A 16,777-nucleotide genomic window follows, 5' to 3' on the forward strand; every position below is an offset into this window, starting at 1 on the left:
AGTAGACAAAAGGGAGGTTTTTTGTTTGGCTTAGTTTTTAAAGAGTTAGGTAAAGCAGCGTTAGGAGCAATCTTCATAACCCTCTCCCTTTGCCTCAGCAATCCTCTTATTCGTGAACATAGTAATTGTTATGGTGGAATTTTGGAGTAGTTTGTTTGGGACTGGATCGTTTATTCCCCATGGACACTGTTACCTGTGGAAGCCTGGTCTAGTTTGGCTTAATATCTCTGCGGATACGTTGATCGCGATCGCCTATTACTCCATTCCGATCACGCTGCTTTACTTTGTGAGAAGACGGAGTGATTTGCCATTTAATTGGATTTTTCTCCTATTTGGCAGCTTTATTGTGGCGTGTGGCACGACTCACCTAATGGCAGTGTGGACGCTGTGGCACCCAACCTACTGGCTAGCGGGGAGCCTCAAGGCAATTACGGCACTGGTGTCTGTTTTTACCGCCATTAAACTCGTTCCGATAATTCCCCTTGCTTTGGCGATTCCCAGTCCGGCTCAGCTAGAGCAAGCAAACCAGGCGCTACAAGTTCAAATTTCTGAACGGCTTGGCATTGAAACTGAACTCCGACAGTATCAAACCCAACTTGAGGCATTGGTCAGCGATCGCACGGCTCAACTCGCCGCCTCCAATCGCCAAATGGAAGATTTATTAAACCGCGAACAGGAAGCAAGAGCGCAGGCAGAAAGTGCTAAAGCTGAAATTCAAACCTATGCCGATCAACTCACCTTAGCCCTGAACGCCGCCCAAATGGGGTCTTGGGATTGGGATCTGACGACCAATCACGTTTCCTGGACTCCCTATCATGAACTCATTTTTGGCTATGAAACAGGAACTCCCAATCATACCTACGACGATTGGGCAAGCCGCGTTCACCCCAACGATTTGCCACAGGTGGAAGCGGCTGTTCATCATGCCTTAGCTAACCACGAAGATTACAGCTTTGAATATCGCTTACAATTGGCTGATGGCACGGAGCGTTGGATTAATGCCTTTGGGCGGGGAGAATATAACGCAGCGGGGAAGCCTGTCCGGATGGTGGGCATGGTTTTGGATATGACAAACCGCAAACACGCTGAACAGGCATTACAAGAACGAGCAACGGAGCTAACTCGACTGAATGCTGTGTTGGAGCAAACCACGGCTTTACTAAAAGATCGAAATCAAGAGTTAGATCAGTTTGCCTATGTGGTGTCTCATGATTTGAAAGCACCGTTACGGGCGATCGCAAACCTATCAGAGTGGGTTGAAGAAGACCTGGGGGATCAAGTTCCTGAAGCAAACCAGCATCAGCTTCAACTAATGCGAACTCGCGTGTATCGATTAGAAGCTTTAATCAATGGGCTTCTAGAATACTCCCGTGCGGGACGAAAAGAGGTGCCGATTGAACCTGTTGACATTACACAACTATTAGCAGATATTGTTGATTCGCTTGCGCCGCCCGCTGCTTTTCAGATCACAATTGAGCCTGGAATGCCAACTCTGACGACTAAACGCTTACTACTAAGCCAAGTTTTTTCTAATTTAATTGGAAATGCGATTAAGCATCATCCTCGTGCTGATGGCAGCGTGACTGTTTCAGTGCAAGATGAAGGGTCTGTTTATAAGTTTGCGATCGCGGATGATGGGGCTGGAATTGATCCGAACTATCATCAACGAATTTTTACGATTTTCCAAACTTTAAAAGCCCGTGATGAGCAAGAAAATACGGGAATCGGATTATCGATTGTCAAAAAAATTATTGAAACGGAAGGCGGGTCTATCTGGCTAGAATCACAGCCTAATCAGGGAACAACTTTCTATTTCACTTGGTTAAAACATCCTAAAACCAAGGGACTCGCTCAAAAATAGAGTGCCAACAACTACCTTGAGAGCCAACACTGGCAGCGTTCTGAAACCTTGCCTAAATGGGCTATCTTAATTTCCTCGACCTGATCAATACCTTATTTACTTGCTAGTCCCTAAGAGTTGTTCATAGTGATGTTGCCGCAAATATAGCAAGGCAATCAAGGCAATGCCAATTAGAGCCAATCCAGTGTAGTTGACGATCGCCCAGCCCCACTCATTCAGCAGTCTGCCTGACAGAAACGTGGTGAATGCCACAAAACTAAACATGAGGAAATCGTGGGTCGCTTGGGTCTTCGCCCGTTCAGCAGGAGCGTAGGCTTTGGTGAGCAATGTGGTGGAGCCGATAAACATCAAGTTCCAGCCAATGCCCAGTAGCAATAGTGCTACAAAAAAGTGAGGTGCAGTAGTGCCAGCTAGATTGATGGCAATGCATAGCCCATTGAATCCAATGCCCGTCAAAATAATTGTCAACACACCAAACCGAGCAATTAAATATCCCGTGAACAACGATGGCGTAAACATGCCCAGCACATGCCACTGAAGCACCGAAGCGGCTGTGGGAAAGGGATGATGTAGCGCAACCATGGTTAATGGAGTTGCCGTCATCAACAGTGCCATTACGCCATAGCCGATCATGCTGCCCAACACTGCCACAACGAACACAGGCTGTTGCGCGATCGCGCCTAAACTGCGTCCCACTTCCTGCTGTTTTTGTCGGGATGCTGGTGGCAGATCGATCTGGCTTAGGATCAATAGCGTCAGAATTTGGAGCAGGGCGATCGCGACAAACCCGCCTGCAAACGTCACGGGTAGCCAGTCTTTTGTCCAAATTGCCAAGGGAGAACCGATCAGCGCAGCAATGATGCCTCCCGCAATCACAAAGGAAATCGCCCGACTGCGAAAGGCTTCCGTTGCCACATCTGCCGCCGTGAAGCGGTAATACCCCACAAACCCGTTAAAGATGCCATAGAGCAAAGTTGCCCCACTGAATAAGACAAAGCTACTTGTGAAAATGGCGTAGACTGCCAAACTTGCGCCCATTAGCCCAATCAGCACACCAATCATGAAACCGAGTTTCCGTCCCCACTGCTGCAAAATGAAGGCTGCCGGAATCGTAGTCAGCATGGTTGCCAGTTGCAAAATCGCTAGCGGTAGAGTCGCCAGGGATTTATCGGTGGCAAGGCTGGAGCCAATCAATGCCGCAGTGGTAAACAAGATAATGCTGTCTGTCATGGCGATCGCCTGACAAAGGGCAAGCAGAAGCACAGTTTTTTTAGCTGGGTTCACAGGTGACGCGATCGCGAGTTAGCACGATGAATAAGTAAGACCGCCATCATGCCGAATTCTACAGAATTTGTCCAGATACAGTTACGGTGGCTGGGGCAAGTACAGTTCAAGAAAACACCGAGTGCGGAGTGTAGGGTCATCGCAGTTTTTTGTGAAGGGGCGATCTCCCGATATGCGGCTGGCAATCCAGCAAGCACTCTAGCCAAAACTGCACGGGGACTGTGAATTTATTTAGAAGATTAAGACAGTAAGGCTGATTGAAAATTGAGGCGTTGCTGAATAGAAGCATGATTTTTGACTGTAGGGGTAGGTCTTGTGCCTACCCTGACGGAGATGAAGGGCAACCACAAGGGATTGCCCCTACGAATTTCATATCTCGATTCAGCAACGCCAAAATTGAAGAAGCCATATCAGACCTTGCTAAGATGTTGGGCGATCGCGGCTCAACTGATGCAGTAGTCCACACTATTTGTAGACATCTCCTCTAGCACCAATTGTGTAAATCTCAAGATCAGCAGAATCAAGACTGACTGTAAAAATAACTCGAATCTTGCCGACCCGCAGCCGATAAAACCCCTCCCATTCTCCCTTCATCTTTTTGATGTCGAGATCGGCAAATGGAATAATGCCTTGTTCCTCAATGGCGATAAGAAGTTGGCTGAGTTGACCTTGAATTCTGGCAGCATCTTCAGGGGTCGCCTTCTGCAAAAACTTAACTGCCTGCTTGCGAAATTTGACCGCCATGTTTGACCCAATTTGTCATATCAACTAATTCGTCATTGCCGTACTCTGAAGGAGAACCAAACTCAGCTTCGATTTCTGCTTGTTCTTCATCACTCACGTAGGGCATGAGAACCTGACAGAGCAACAGTCTTTCTTCTCGCAATACTTCTCGAACACTTTCTTTGATTAAGGCTTTTAGCTCTTGAATTTCCATTTTCTTTTACTTTAACTCACCAATAGTCTCGCATTTTTATTACGGCTATGGTATTTGGGGCGATCGCGTTGCTCAACTAATGCAGTTGTTAAAAATTTGCAGGTTAATAGGAAGGCGATCGCTCAATTAAAACGCGATCGCTTTATAGTATCTTCTAAAAGTTAGATGATTTCAGAAATTCATATGTACTCAAACCGTATGAAAGCAACTCATTGAAACCTTATTACACCCAAAATTCTTGCTAGAACTAAATAACGTTGTAGTTGATCGGCTACAAATAATCTCTATCACAACACTAACCAACCATTTTAATCTGCTCTAACCGAGTTGTTGGACTACTAAATACTTACTAATTTGACCGTTATCTCTTTTTCGGTGGTCTTCTATAATACTCATCTACCCAAGTGCCATTTTGTTTATGATATCCCTTGACATATACGTATGCACTTTGATTAGAGATCTGTTTCCACTCTTCTACTGTGATTGTTGGTTTAGTTGCAACCGGCTTGACAGACGGCTGGGATTTTGTGTAGATAGAATCTTGGAGTTTAAATTGATTGTTTGTAGACAGGTCATCTAGTTTTTTCTTTAAGCGAGCTAGCTCATCTTGCTTCTGCTGATAGTTTTGGTATAGCAACTGGTACTGTCGCTGCGACTCTAATCTTTGAAGATCAAATTGAGATTTTTCACTCTGCAAATCTGCAATTTCCGATTCCTTTCTGTGAACGTAGTTAGTTGTGTCTTGAATCTTTTGCTGGAGATCTTGCTTTTCTTGATTTAGTTGAGATATTTGGCTTTGTAAATAATTGATTTGAGATTGTTTTCTTTGATCAACTTCTATTGAGATCTGAATATCTCTTTGCAGTCCAGATATTGAATCTTGTAAATTATTTATCTGGTTTTGTTTCCTGTGTGTTAATTCCGTTAGCTCGTGAGTATTCTTGCGTAAAGCTGCTACGTCAGCATCACGATTAGATATAGCTCTATATAAATCAGAAATATTACGGGTGAGGCTAGAAATTTCCTTTACATGCCTGCCTACTTCGGCTTCACTTTCTTGCCTAGCTTTAAGTAAACTATTGAATTGCTCAGATAAAAGCTCGATTCGAGAGCGCAACTCGCTGACGAGGGATTGATAGCCACTGTCGGTTTTAGAACCAGTAGAGCCTAAAATTAAGTTTGATGATATAGCCTTTATTAATTCATCTATCTTATAAGCAAGACGAAGGCGATATGGACTTATTTGGTCAGAGCTTTGTGCTATTTCGGTCGCTAGTTTGTCAATTACGTCTGAAAGAATAACTTGTGAGGGTTGTCTGCTATTTGCGAAGAGAACTAAATTAATTACAATTTTTTCAAGTTGCTCATAATCTTTCTCTGCCTGACTAGCCAAGAAATCACGAGCAGAATCCTGTATTCCGGCTAAGACACGATAACTTCGGGGTCTTCGAGGCTCAAGCTCTTGCAAGATTTCGCTTCTTTTATACTCTAACGCCTCAAGTGTTTTAGCAATTTTTTCATGATTTACGGACGGATCTAAACCAAGACGTTCCAGAATGCCTTTATATAGCCATGCTTGAGACTCTAAATTATTTAGCTTTTGAACTTGCTGTGTATTATCTGGCTGAGCAATTATATCTGTTCTCTGTAATTGCTGTTGTAAACCGTTGATTTTCGCTGAAATAGTACCTGTGAAACATGCAAGAGATAACTCTAATGCTTGACTAAAGGGAAATGAATAATCAGCTAGCCAGCCAAATAAAATCCAGAAGAAGACCGAACATAGCAAAAATACAACGACTTTAATGTAGTTAAGGAGTTTCTTAAATAAGTTTCTATTAGGTTCTAAATCTGAGTTCTTGAGGTCAAAAAACTGATTAACGAAAAAATTGCTGCCCTACCTGCTGCCCCACAACTGTCCCTGAATTCTTATCAACATTGATGTTGACACCTGATTCAGTACTCTGAGAAACATGGGAGGTATTTTGAACCTGTTGATAATGAGTTACAAGTCTTTCGAGATCTTCTTGAAACTTTCTGTCCCATTCGGCTTCACTCAAAATTGCAGCTTCTAAAAGTTTTGGTTCAGATGTTTCGATTTGAAGTTTGCCTTGAAATCTTTTCGACAAAAAACCTAAAACATCTGCTCCAGCTTTTTCTAAAACTCCGCCTGAAGCCTTGTCGAGCGCATAGAGCGCAATGTTTACTGCTTGTAAAGCTAGTACAGTTAATTCCATGTTGGTAGTGATCCTGTTTAATTCAGAATTTTGCCAATTTATAGCACATACACGCGTAAATAACATTCAAACGCTTCTCTGTAAATACCGACAGCATACAAAAATGCTCTGTATCAAGATATGAAGCAGCCTAACAATTTATTAGAGTAAAGGTTTCCGCATAACGATCCAAACTAGGGGATTATGCAGAAAACTCTGTATAACAGCCTAATATTGGGTAGATAGACTGAAGTTTTATATGCTGTTTTGGTGATTAAGCAGACAATAAATCTGCTGTAGGTTACCGGCGGCTAAAGCGGGTGTCTTGTAGGGCATTGCCGATGCCTTTGATGATGCCGCGTCCAATTAAACCAATGCCGCGCCCGATGACTTCCGTGAGAACATAGACCACGCCACTGCCGACAAAAGAGACTGCCGATTGCAAACGAGGGGCGATCGCGTCTCGTGTTTCCAATGCTAGGGTGACTGCAAGCCGAACTCCGGTTAAATCGGCAAGCTCTTGATTTCGGGGTGCGTAGATGGAGGTTTGAGTAATGCCTTGAGAGTTTAATGTAAATAGGGTATGGCGACTTTCAAAAATGGCAGTAGGTTCACCCACTAAGCGTTCTACACGGTATTTCCAGGAAAGATTATTTCTAAATCGCTCAATCTCACGGATGGAGAGCAGGCGGCGATCGTAAAAGTTTTGCTTGATTGCGATCGCGTCTCCAAATCGATTGAGCAATGGTTGCATGACTGCATTAGCAACCTGAATCATGATATTTTCGAGTAACGTTTCCAGTCGCGCCATGGCTTCCATCGAACCGACGACATGAGTGGTATTGTCAATCATCAATGGAGTTTGAAATAGCAGATGCGCCAAGAAATCATCAACAGCAGGAATTTTATCTAGAATATTGGCTTGAACTACATCCACATCGAGTAGCAGCACTTCCACCACATCAACAGTCGGCGGCTGTAGTGGTTCGGTGGGAAAATTGCTCAAGCTTAAGGTGGTATATCGCCCAAAAAAATCGCTCGTTGCTGCTTGCCAAAGATTTCGTAGTACGATGCTGCGCTTGGCTGGAAGTTGCGCTAGCTCAAGATTAGAAAATCGCAGATCGTTTAATAGCTCTTCTAGCTGACGCAGGACGATCGCCAGCAGTTCATGCTTTTTGTCGTTATTGAGAATATCAATCTCCAGTGGATAAGCGGTCAAATTATGTAAAACACCTTGCAGCTTAGCAAAGGTTGCATCAAGTAGGGATGACTGAATGCTGCGTAGGGTATCGGCTGAAGCCGTTTCTCCGCTGATTTTGGTGTAAGGCGTTAGTGTGATGATTGGGGCGAACGACTTCGTCGCGCTGAGCGCGATCGCGGAGGCTGTCAAAGTGGGCTGTGGGGTAGGCTGCGATTCCCGTAGGAAGTCCGGCGGAAAGCTTCGCGAACGTTTCACGAATCGCGCCCCTGTTGGCTGATTTGTTTGTGGCACTCCAGACAAGGCTGTTAATCGATCTACCAATCGCTCTGCTTCTGAAGTTAGCAGCCGATTAACCACCCAACGAGCGGTTTGCAATTCACGTCTGCGCCCAGTGAGAAATAGCTGATCCAGTACAGAAAGATGGGTGCGGCTCAGTTGGGCGTTGAGTTGGGCGATCGCGGCATCAATTTGCTGGATGCCAGACAGCCGCATGTTTCGCCGCATCACATCTAGCGCGGTCAAGGGAGGCGAGACGAGAGCGGATGGACTAGAGTTCGGCACGGTAGGCTGAGTTAAGGCTTGGGCGATGCTCCGCATTCCTTGCGTCCAGTTAGGATACCCGGCGGCAATTTGGCGGATGATCAGAACAATCTCTCTCGTTGGTGTACCTTTTTGACAATAGCCCATTGCTGTTGTTTGCAATGCCGCAGCCAGCACTGCCGGATCAGGAAGGGTGCTGAGTAGCAGGATTGGAATTTTGGGATACCGAGCGTTGAGTTGTTGACACAGCGTTAGTCCGGTATTTACGCCATTCGCGGCACCGAGATCTAAACTGAGCAAGATCAGATCCAGAGATCGCCCTTCCTCAAACCACTGCAATAGCCCTGCGATCGCCGTCTCACCTGATGCCTCTAACGCAATCTGCAAATCTTGATAGGCATTGAGGCTGGTGATTAGACCTTGGCGAAACACCGGGTCGTCTTCCACTACCATTAAGTTCAGCGTTGCAGCAGGCTGAGAAGTCATCAGGCAATAAATTGAAAATTGAATCTACTCTCTAGCCTCTTTTACCACAAGTATGCAGGCTTCATCATGTGGCATTGCCGAATCTGAGGATGAAATTTGTAGGGGCAATCCCTTGTGGTTGCCCTCAATCTTTGGCAGGGTAGGCACAAGACCTACCCCTACGGTCAGAAATCATACTTGCATTCAGCAACGCCCATCCCCTCTCTTCAACCCTCGCGCAGTTTTTCCAAAACGCTTCGATCTTCTAGGGTGGAGGTGTCGCCAGAAATTTCTTCGCCAGCCGCCAGCGATCGCAGTAACCGCCGCATGATTTTACCCGATCGCGTTTTGGGTAGGGCATCAGCAAACTTGATTTCACCAGGACGGGCGATCGCGCCAATTTCCTGAACGACGTGTTTTTTCAGTTCATTTTTCAATTCATCGCTAGCGTTAATATTATTTTCCAAGGTCACAAATGCCACAATATCTTCTCCTTTGAGATCATCAGGCTTACCGACTACAGCGGCTTCTGCAACCGATGGATGAGACACCAGCGCTGACTCAATTTCCATCGTACCAAGTCGATGTCCTGCCACGTTGATCACGTCATCTACGCGCCCCATCACCCAAAAGTAGCCGTCCTCATCCTGACGGGCACCATCTCCCGCAAAATAAAGATACTGCCCGTCTTTGGGCGGAATGTGTTCCCAATAGGTGCGACGAAAGCGATCGCGATCGCCATACACCGTTCGCATCATCCCTGGCCACGGATGCCGCACCGCTAAATAGCCACCTTCGTTTGCCGGAACGGAATTTCCTTCCAAATCCACAATATCCGCCAAAATACCAGGGAACGGCAGCGTTGCTGAACCGGGTTTCGTGGGCACTGCGCCAGGAAGGGGCGTGATCATAATGCCGCCGGTTTCCGTTTGCCACCAGGTATCCACAATGGGACAGCGCTCTTTGCCAATAATCCGGTGATACCACATCCAGGCTTCGGGGTTGATCGGTTCGCCGACAGTGCCCAATAGCCGCAGGGAGTCAAGATTACGGGCATTGGGCAGATGTTCGCCCATTTTGATGAAAGCACGAATGGCAGTGGGCGCAGTGTAAAAAATATTCACGCCGTACTTTTCAATCACATCCCAGAAGCAGCCAGGATTCGAGGCACGGGGCGCACCTTCATACATGACGCTGGTGGCACCGTTGGAAAGGGGACCGTAGACAATATAGCTGTGTCCGGTAATCCAGCCGACATCAGCGGTACACCAGTAAACATCGGTATCTTGCAGGTCAAAAATCCACTTTGTCGTTATGTGGGTGTAGAGGTTGTAGCCGCCTGTGGTGTGGACGACCCCTTTAGGTTTGCCCGTGCTGCCGGAGGTATACAGCACAAACAGCATATCTTCGCTGTCCATGGGTTCGGCGGGGCAGTCGGCAGAGACTCCGGCTTGCAGGTCATGCCACCAATGGTCGCGATCGCGTTCCATATCAATGGGCTGCTCAGTCCGCCGCACCACCAGCACCTTTTCAACGTTAGGAGCGCTATTATTCGCCAGTGCTTTGTCTACTTGCTCTTTCAGCGGCACGATCGCATCTTTTCGCCAACCGCCATCTGCTGTTACAACTAGTTTTGCCTGCACATCTACCAGGCGATCGCGCAATGCCTCGGCGCTGAAGCCGCCAAACACCACGGAGTGTACCGCACCAATGCGGGCACAGGCAAGCATAGCGATCGCCGCTTCGGGAATCATTGGCATGTAAATTCCGACGCGATCGCCTTTCTCTACGCCCAATTGCTTCAAACCATTGGCAAACTGGCAGACTTCCCGATGCAGTTGGGCGTAAGTTAACGTGCGCGAATCGCCGGGTTCCCCTTCCCAGATCAGCGCGGCTTTGTTGCGTCGCCAGGTCGTCAGGTGTCGATCTAAGCAGTTGTAGGAAATATTGATCGTGCCATTCACAAACCACTTGGCAAAGGGTGGCTGCCAATCCAATACCGTATCCCACTTTTGAAACCAGTGCAGTTCGGTGTCTGCTAGCTCTGCCCAAAACGCTTGCGGGTCAGCCTTTGCCTTGTTATAAAGCTGCTGATACTGTTCCAGGCTTTTGATTTGGGCTTGCTGAGAAAATTCTGCAACCGGATGAAACAGGCGCTCTTCGTGCAGGATGGATTCGATCGTGGGCTGAGGCATGAGGGTGATTGTAGAATGGCGATTCTAGATTTTAGATCGCAATGAGTGAGGCTGATCACCTTGAGGGTGAAAGAATTTAGAGTGATTGCGATCGCTTCTTGCCAAATTTAGCTTGCACATCTTCCAAAGTGGGTGATGTGGCGATGTCGGCTGTTGTTTGGGTTTCGGCTCACTAAAAAGTTGTGCCTATCAATTGCATAAATACAGGAAATTTGAGCGATGAATCAGTATCGTCCTTAGAGGAAGGTATCTACATCCACTTTTCTTCAAAAACTCCATTGCAGTTGAGCATGAAGTTATCAGGGATGTGAGACAAGATCGCACATCCTTTTGCGATCGCCAAGACTACCACTCCGCAATTTTCCCTGTTTGATCAGTCCCCCTGACCAGAGTCCATGACTCATCTGGTCACCCATCCATGTGTTTTTACTTCTATAGAGGAAACAAGTTATGCCCCCGTTTGAATCCCAACCCACCAACCAAGTCTTTGGCACTACTCCAGATAGCACAGCACTCCAAGCAGCCCCCCAACTATTTTCTACAGGCTCCTATGGGCTAGACTCTCCATTCCAACAAAATGTATTTAGAGCCAGCGCGGCTCTCCCCATCCTGCCCGATTTCATGCCGCCGCCCCCGCATGGAGATACGTTAAGTGCAGCCACCAACATTGGCACTCTCAGCACTTACACAACAACTGGGGCGATCGATTGGATTGGCGACCAGGATTATTTCCGCTTCAACCTCAGTAGCACCAGCAACCTCAGCGTCTCTCTTACTGGCTTATCAGCAGATGCCGACTTGGAAATCATCCGCGATCGCAACTTCAACGGCACTATAGATGCTGGGGAAGTTCTCAAGTCCTCTCGCTGGGGAGGCAGTACCTCAGAGACAATTCATTTACAAGGATTAGGATCTGGCAGCTACTACGTTCGCGTCTATCCCTACGGTAACGCTGTCACCAACTACTCGCTGAATCTAACCGCCAGCGCGGGTTCAGGCTATGCGATCGAAGCAAACAACACCCTCACAACTGCCTATGACATCGGTGGTTCTGGCTACTCCTACTCCTCCGGCAACCTAAATGGAAATCGGATTTTCACGGGTTGGGTTGGCGATAGTGATACTCAAGATTTCTACCGCTTCAGTTTGGGAGCTTCTAGCAATGTCAGCCTTGCTCTAACAGGGCTAAGTGCAGATGCCGACCTGGAACTGATTAGAGACGCAAACTTTAACGGAGTTGTTGATACGGGAGAAGTACTTCGCGGCGGATATCGCGGCAGCAGTGCCTCTGAATCGATCAACTTCTCAGATTTGACGGCTGGCGATTACCACGTTCGCGTGAATCGGTTTGGTTCCGCCAATACTAGCTACACGCTGAATATGGGCACTCCGTCCAGTTTCTTCAGCTACGCCAACACCTACGATGCTTCCAGCGACAACACCTACAACACCGTTTTTGAAGGGGGAGCGCTCCGCTTTAACTATAGTTTGGCAACTGGAGTCAATGCCTCTAGCGTCGGATTACAAGCCATCAGCAGTACCGGAGCCGTTACCAGCCTTGGCAGTTGGACTGGCAGCAGCACTTATAACGCTGTCGTCAACCTGGCAAGCTTCCCTGGATTAACAGCCGGTAGTTACACGCTGCGGGCTGTGGCGTATGAATCGAGCGGCAACGCGGTTTACTCAAGCTCAAGCGCTCTGAATGTATTGGCTTGGGGACGCAGCACGGGTTCATTTACGGCTGACACCTTTAACTACTCGGCAGCCGCAGGTACAGGCACCGTGATTCAGGGACGGGGCGGCACCGACACGTTGAATTTGGGCATCGATCGCGCTCAAGTGGCGAGCATTAATGGCTTGAGCTTGAGTAGCTTCAATCCGTTGACCAACTCGACTTGGTATCAGGCAACCTTCCGAGGCACTGCCTTTGATTACGTCACGCTGGCAGATGGGCGCGAAATCTACATGCAAGGGATTGAGAATCTACGCTTCTCAGACGGAAGTCGCTTTGAACTGCAAGCCCGCGCCAATGACACTTTCTACGGACAGCAGTGGAACCTACATGTTTCCGATGTAGACAGCGCTTGGCGGTTTACCCAAGGGTCTAGCAATGTGCTGTTGGCTTCCCTAGATACTGGCTTGGTCAGTGGAGCAAGCGGCACGTTTGATATGGCAACGGGTCGCTTAATCTCCGGTGCAGCAGGTGATTCTGGTCATGGACATAGCGCCATCAGTGTGATGTCGGCGACGGCAAACAACGCCTCTGGTGTGGCTGGGGTGAACTGGAACAGCAGCGTTTACGTTAATGATGTATACGATGGAGTTTCGCTTCAGCAAGCAGTGCGAAATGTGATCAGCTATGCGCGAGCGAACAGTATGCGAGTGGTGTTTCAGGGCGGGGTGCAGGGTGAAAGCTGGCTAAACAGTGGAGGCACTCAAGCCCAACTTGAAGCGCTGGTTTCTGGTAACTCGGATATTGCAGTCTTTGCCGTTGCCGCTGGGAATGGGTATCGCCACATTGATGACACCAGCATTCACCAGCAAGACATCGACTATCAAGGATGGGGCATACCGACTCAAGCCTACTTCAGCGCTGGAGTTGCCCGCTTGCAAAACACCCACAGCAACGTGATTGCGGTTGGGGCACTTGCAAGTACCGGCTCAACGACAGTCAATGGCTTAACAAATGCCAGTTCCGTGAATCGGGCATCTTACTCAAACTACGGTACGGGTGTGTTGATGGCAGCAACCAATTCGCCAGCGATGAATCGAGATGGCAGCATGGGCTACTTTGGGGGTACATCCTGTGCTAACCCGAATATGGCGGGAATTGCCTCGCTAGTCTGGAGCGCCAACTCTAGTTTGACGGGTGGGCAGGTGCGCCAGATTTTGATTGACACGGCGATGGATCTGGGCGCATCTGGCGCAGATAGCACCTACGGTCGAGGGCTGGTGAATGCGGATGCGGCAGTGCGGCGAGCCTGGGCATTAAGAAATAACGCGGATGTGGCAAATCTACATTCTGGTAGCTCGATGCTGGCATAACCGATTGATTCCAGAGAGTTTGGGTTGACTGAACTGGTTGACAAAACTGTCAGGACGTTCCTAGAGCGTCCTGACAAAATCTGGGGAACTTATGGTTGATTGATTAAAGTCTTTTGGAGCAAGTATCTTTTTGGTTTAAATCCCATGTTGTCTCTCAAGTATCTTTTTGGTTTAAATCCCATGTTGTCTCTAAATCAAGCTGCGATCGCCCTCGGTGCGATCGCCCTCACGTTTTCATCTACTTATACTCAGGCAAAACCAATGAAACCCTGTACTCCCAGTTTTGAACCCGGCATTACCGCCACGGTTGCGGATGCCAAAACAAAAACCGCTCTTGAAGCCCAAATTGTGATTCAAGAAAGCACCTTTCAGGAGACCCTGCGAGTTCAAGGAGCGACTGCCTCTGGACAAACTATTTATGGAGGCGCGTTTGAACGACCTGGCAGGTATACCGTCACTGCTTCAGCGCCTGGTTATCGCTCAACTGTACTTAAAGACGTTCAGGTTTCTAAAGCTGAATGCCATGTTGCCACGCGGCGGCTGGATATAAAGCTAAAGCGCGCCGTGAGCCAGTAACCGAGTAGCAAAATACAGATCGTTGGGAACTCAAAATGATTGAACGATATTTACGATCGCTTCTTGCCAAATTTAGCTTGCAAATCTTCCAGAGTGGGTGATGTGGGATGCTGTTTGAGTTGAGTTTGCGGCTGCGGTTTGGCTTGCGGTTTTGCTGTTGGAGGGCGATCTTTTGCTGGGATAGGCAGTTGGCTACTAACAGGATTTTCGCTCGATTTCATTTCACCCAATTTCATAGACAAACTAATTCGCTTTAGCTGCTCATTCACTTCTAACACCCGCACTTTCACCACCTGACCCACTTTCACAATTTGGGTCGGATCGCTAACAAACCGATCTGCCAGTTGAGAAACATGCACTAAACCATCTTGATGAACCCCAATATCTACAAATGCGCCAAAGTTTGCCACATTGGTGATCACGCCTTCTAACTCCAGTCCTGGTTTTAGATCGCTGATTTCTTTCACACCGTCCATAAAAGTGGCGTATTTGAATTCGGCGCGAGGATCTCTGCCGGGTTTTTCCAGTTCTGCCAAAATGTCGCGCAGAGTCGGTTCGCCTACGGTATCGGTGATGTATTTTTTTAGGTTAACGGTTTTGATTTTCTCGGCAAACTGATCAAGTTGGGTCAGGGGCACGTTGAGGTCAGCGGCGATCGCTTCCACCAAGTGGTAACTTTCGGGATGAACGGCAGTATTGTCTAAGGGATTTTTACCGTCGCGAATTCGCAAAAAACCAGCGGCTTGTTCAAAAGCTTTGGGTCCCAGTTTGGCAACTTTGAGCAAATGACGGCGATCGCGAAAGGCTCCATGGTCGTTGCGGTAAGCGATAATATTGTTGGCGATCGCGGCGCTAATTCCAGAGACAAATGTCAGCAGTTCTTTCGATGCGGTATTCAAATCTACCCCAACATAATTGACGCAACTTTCCACGGTGTCATCCAGTTTCTTTTTCAGCAACTTTTGATCAACATCGTGTTGATATTGCCCCACACCAATCGATTTCGGATCGATTTTCACCAGTTCGGCAAGCGGATCTTGCAGTCGGCGACCAATGCTAATAGCTCCCCGCACGGTGATATCCTGATCGGGAAACTCTGCGATCGCCACCGGACTTGCGGAATAAATTGAGGCTCCCGATTCATTCACCATGACCGCGATCGGTTTTTTATCCAAAGTTTTAAGCACCTCCTTCACAAAGTCATCGGTTTCTCTTCCTGCGGTGCCATTGCCGATCGCGATTAGCTCAATTTGATGTTTCTCTAGCAAGTGCTTCACTGTTTGCGCTGCTTGGTTTCGTTGATTGGCAGATTGATGGGGAAAAATGGTTTGATATTCCAAAAATTGACCAGTTTGATCCAGTGCAGACACTTTGCAACCCGTGCGAAAACCAGGGTCGATCGCGAGTGTAGGTTTCATTCCCGCTGGAGAGGATAGCAACAGTTCCCGTAAGTTTGCTTCAAAGGTTTTAATCGACTCAATATCTGCCTCTTGCTTTTTTATAGTTCGCACTTCAGACAGCAAAGAATTCTTCATCAAGCGGTTAAATGCATCCTTTAGCATGGCTTGATAAAAGCTGCGAATTTCCGGTTGTTTTGTATGGATTTCTTGAGAAGCTAAATAGGTTTGCACGGTCTGTTCATCAAAGTCTAGTGTCACATCCAAAACGCCTTCAGTTTCACCCCGATAAAGCGCCAGCAGATTATGCGAAGGAATCGATTTGACCGCTGCTTGATACTGTCGATACATTTCGAATTTGGTGCTGCCTTCTGCCTGATCGCCCTTGATCCGCGAAGTAAATACCCCAGTCCGCAGCAAAAAATCGCGCAAGTAGGCACGTAGAGTCGCTTTGTCTGCCATTTCTTCCGCCAAAATATCCGAGGCACCGCTCAACGCATCCGCGATCGCCAGAACTCCCCGTTCACTCGAAACATACCGAGCAGCTTCCTCTTCCAAAGATCGCGGTTTTGCAATCGGCGTATTCAGCGATTTGATCAATTCGGCTAGAGATTCCAAGCCTTTTTCCTTGGCGATCGCGGCTCTAGTGCGGCGCTTGGGGCGGTAGGGCAGATATAAATCTTCCAGTTCTGTCTTTTGTAAACAAGCAGAAATTTTGACTTGCAGTTCATCAGTGAGTTTGCCTTGCTGCGCGATCGCCGCCAAAATTGACCCTTTACGCTCCTCCAGTTCCGTTAGGTAAGCAAATCGCTCAAACAAGCCTCGCAAGTGAGTTTCCGTCATTTCCCCTGTGCGCTCCTTGCGATACCGCGCAATAAACGGCACCGTTGCCCCCTCCGCCAGCAGTTCCAGCGCATTTGTTACCTGAAACGATTGTAGAGAAAGCTCTGTTGCCAATAGCTGAGAAATATTTAGCATGACCTATCGTAAGAAAGACTACCCTTGGTCGGGGTGTTTCCTATGATAGAAGAGAAGGACGAGTTACGAATTACGAATTGCG

Annotated in this window: 13 protein-coding genes; 5 read left to right on the forward strand and 8 right to left on the reverse strand. The window is 47.7% G+C overall.

Translation table 11 applies throughout. The annotated features are described in order from the left end of the window. Window positions 1-130: 130 nt before the first annotated feature. Window positions 131-1,861 (forward strand): sensor histidine kinase, encoded by a 1,731-nt coding sequence (locus AB3R30_RS08755; protein WP_458648792.1) that lies wholly within the window; start codon window positions 131-133, stop codon window positions 1,859-1,861. Between the two features lie 96 nt (window positions 1,862-1,957). On the opposite strand, the gene AB3R30_RS08760 is transcribed toward AB3R30_RS08755, so the two are convergent. Next, window positions 1,958-3,124: an MFS transporter gene (locus AB3R30_RS08760; protein WP_458648793.1), complete on the reverse strand. Its 1,167-nt coding sequence runs from the start codon at window positions 3,122-3,124 to the stop codon at window positions 1,958-1,960. Window positions 3,125-3,193: 69 nt separating this feature from the next. Here AB3R30_RS08760 and AB3R30_RS08765 point away from each other — a divergent pair, with 69 nt between their 5' ends. Both AB3R30_RS08765 and AB3R30_RS08770 read left to right on the forward strand, forming a co-directional pair. Next, a complete protein-coding gene (locus tag AB3R30_RS08765) occupies window positions 3,194-3,370 on the forward strand; it encodes a hypothetical protein (protein ID WP_458648794.1) in 177 nt (58 codons plus the stop codon). Window positions 3,371-3,460: 90 nt separating this feature from the next. After that, a complete protein-coding gene (locus AB3R30_RS08770) occupies window positions 3,461-3,604 on the forward strand; it encodes a hypothetical protein (protein ID WP_458648795.1) in 144 nt (47 codons plus the stop codon). A gap of 6 nt (window positions 3,605-3,610) precedes the next feature. Here AB3R30_RS08770 and AB3R30_RS08775 read toward each other — a convergent pair whose 3' ends face one another. The 6 genes from AB3R30_RS08775 to acs form a co-directional block, all read right to left on the reverse strand. Beyond that, entirely contained in the window at window positions 3,611-3,889 is a 279-nt protein-coding gene (locus AB3R30_RS08775; protein ID WP_458648796.1) for a type II toxin-antitoxin system RelE family toxin, read from the reverse strand. After that, window positions 3,858-4,082, reverse strand: coding sequence for a hypothetical protein (locus AB3R30_RS08780; protein WP_458648797.1), 225 nt, complete (start codon window positions 4,080-4,082; stop codon window positions 3,858-3,860). The genes AB3R30_RS08775 and AB3R30_RS08780 overlap by 32 nt, the downstream gene beginning before the upstream one ends. 361 nt (window positions 4,083-4,443) lie before the next feature. Continuing rightward, window positions 4,444-5,871 carry a hypothetical protein gene (locus tag AB3R30_RS08785; protein ID WP_458648798.1) on the reverse strand — a complete coding sequence of 476 codons (1,428 nt, stop codon included), beginning with the start codon at window positions 5,869-5,871 and terminating at the stop codon, window positions 4,444-4,446. 88 nt (window positions 5,872-5,959) lie between these two features. Beyond that, complete coding sequence (locus AB3R30_RS08790; protein WP_458648799.1) at window positions 5,960-6,319, reverse strand: hypothetical protein; 360 nt, start codon at window positions 6,317-6,319, stop codon at window positions 5,960-5,962. 280 nt (window positions 6,320-6,599) lie between these two features. Next, complete coding sequence (locus tag AB3R30_RS08795; protein ID WP_458648800.1) at window positions 6,600-8,525, reverse strand: DUF3685 domain-containing protein; 1,926 nt, start codon at window positions 8,523-8,525, stop codon at window positions 6,600-6,602. Between the two features lie 206 nt (window positions 8,526-8,731). Further along, complete coding sequence (acs, locus tag AB3R30_RS08800; protein WP_458648801.1) at window positions 8,732-10,699, reverse strand: acetate--CoA ligase; 1,968 nt, start codon at window positions 10,697-10,699, stop codon at window positions 8,732-8,734. Between the two features lie 450 nt (window positions 10,700-11,149). Here acs and AB3R30_RS08805 point away from each other — a divergent pair, with 450 nt between their 5' ends. Further along, window positions 11,150-13,744, forward strand: a complete 2,595-nt coding sequence (locus AB3R30_RS08805; RefSeq protein ID WP_458648802.1) for a pre-peptidase C-terminal domain-containing protein — start codon at window positions 11,150-11,152, stop codon at window positions 13,742-13,744. Between the two features lie 180 nt (window positions 13,745-13,924). Continuing rightward, window positions 13,925-14,320 carry a carboxypeptidase-like regulatory domain-containing protein gene (locus AB3R30_RS08810; protein ID WP_458648803.1) on the forward strand — a complete coding sequence of 132 codons (396 nt, stop codon included), beginning with the start codon at window positions 13,925-13,927 and terminating at the stop codon, window positions 14,318-14,320. 50 nt (window positions 14,321-14,370) lie between these two features. Here AB3R30_RS08810 and AB3R30_RS08815 read toward each other — a convergent pair whose 3' ends face one another. After that, complete coding sequence (locus AB3R30_RS08815) at window positions 14,371-16,695, reverse strand: Tex family protein (protein ID WP_458648804.1); 2,325 nt, start codon at window positions 16,693-16,695, stop codon at window positions 14,371-14,373. Between the last annotated feature and the right edge of the window lie 82 nt (window positions 16,696-16,777).

The sequence above is a fragment of the Sivoneniella epilithica UHCC 1019 genome (genome assembly GCF_040830845.1).
In the GTDB taxonomy this organism is placed as follows: Bacteria; Cyanobacteriota; Cyanobacteriia; order Leptolyngbyales; family Leptolyngbyaceae; genus ULC077BIN1.

What these genes read in the sequence shown, in the direction of transcription:
- AB3R30_RS08810 (WP_458648803.1), top strand. Translation starts at nt 13,925, where the DNA reads ATGTTGTCTCTAAATCAAGCTGCGATCGCCCTCGGTGCGATCGCCCTC.
- AB3R30_RS08815 (WP_458648804.1), bottom strand. Translation starts at nt 16,695, where the DNA reads ATGCTAAATATTTCTCAGCTATTGGCAACAGAGCTTTCTCTACAATCG.
- acs (WP_458648801.1), bottom strand. Translation starts at nt 10,699, where the DNA reads ATGCCTCAGCCCACGATCGAATCCATCCTGCACGAAGAGCGCCTGTTT.
- AB3R30_RS08790 (WP_458648799.1), bottom strand. Translation starts at nt 6,319, where the DNA reads ATGGAATTAACTGTACTAGCTTTACAAGCAGTAAACATTGCGCTCTAT.
- AB3R30_RS08775 (WP_458648796.1), bottom strand. Translation starts at nt 3,889, where the DNA reads ATGGCGGTCAAATTTCGCAAGCAGGCAGTTAAGTTTTTGCAGAAGGCG.
- AB3R30_RS08805 (WP_458648802.1), top strand. Translation starts at nt 11,150, where the DNA reads ATGCCCCCGTTTGAATCCCAACCCACCAACCAAGTCTTTGGCACTACT.
- AB3R30_RS08765 (WP_458648794.1), top strand. Translation starts at nt 3,194, where the DNA reads ATGCCGAATTCTACAGAATTTGTCCAGATACAGTTACGGTGGCTGGGG.
- AB3R30_RS08780 (WP_458648797.1), bottom strand. Translation starts at nt 4,082, where the DNA reads ATGGAAATTCAAGAGCTAAAAGCCTTAATCAAAGAAAGTGTTCGAGAA.
- AB3R30_RS08795 (WP_458648800.1), bottom strand. Translation starts at nt 8,525, where the DNA reads ATGACTTCTCAGCCTGCTGCAACGCTGAACTTAATGGTAGTGGAAGAC.
- AB3R30_RS08755 (WP_458648792.1), top strand. Translation starts at nt 131, where the DNA reads ATGGTGGAATTTTGGAGTAGTTTGTTTGGGACTGGATCGTTTATTCCC.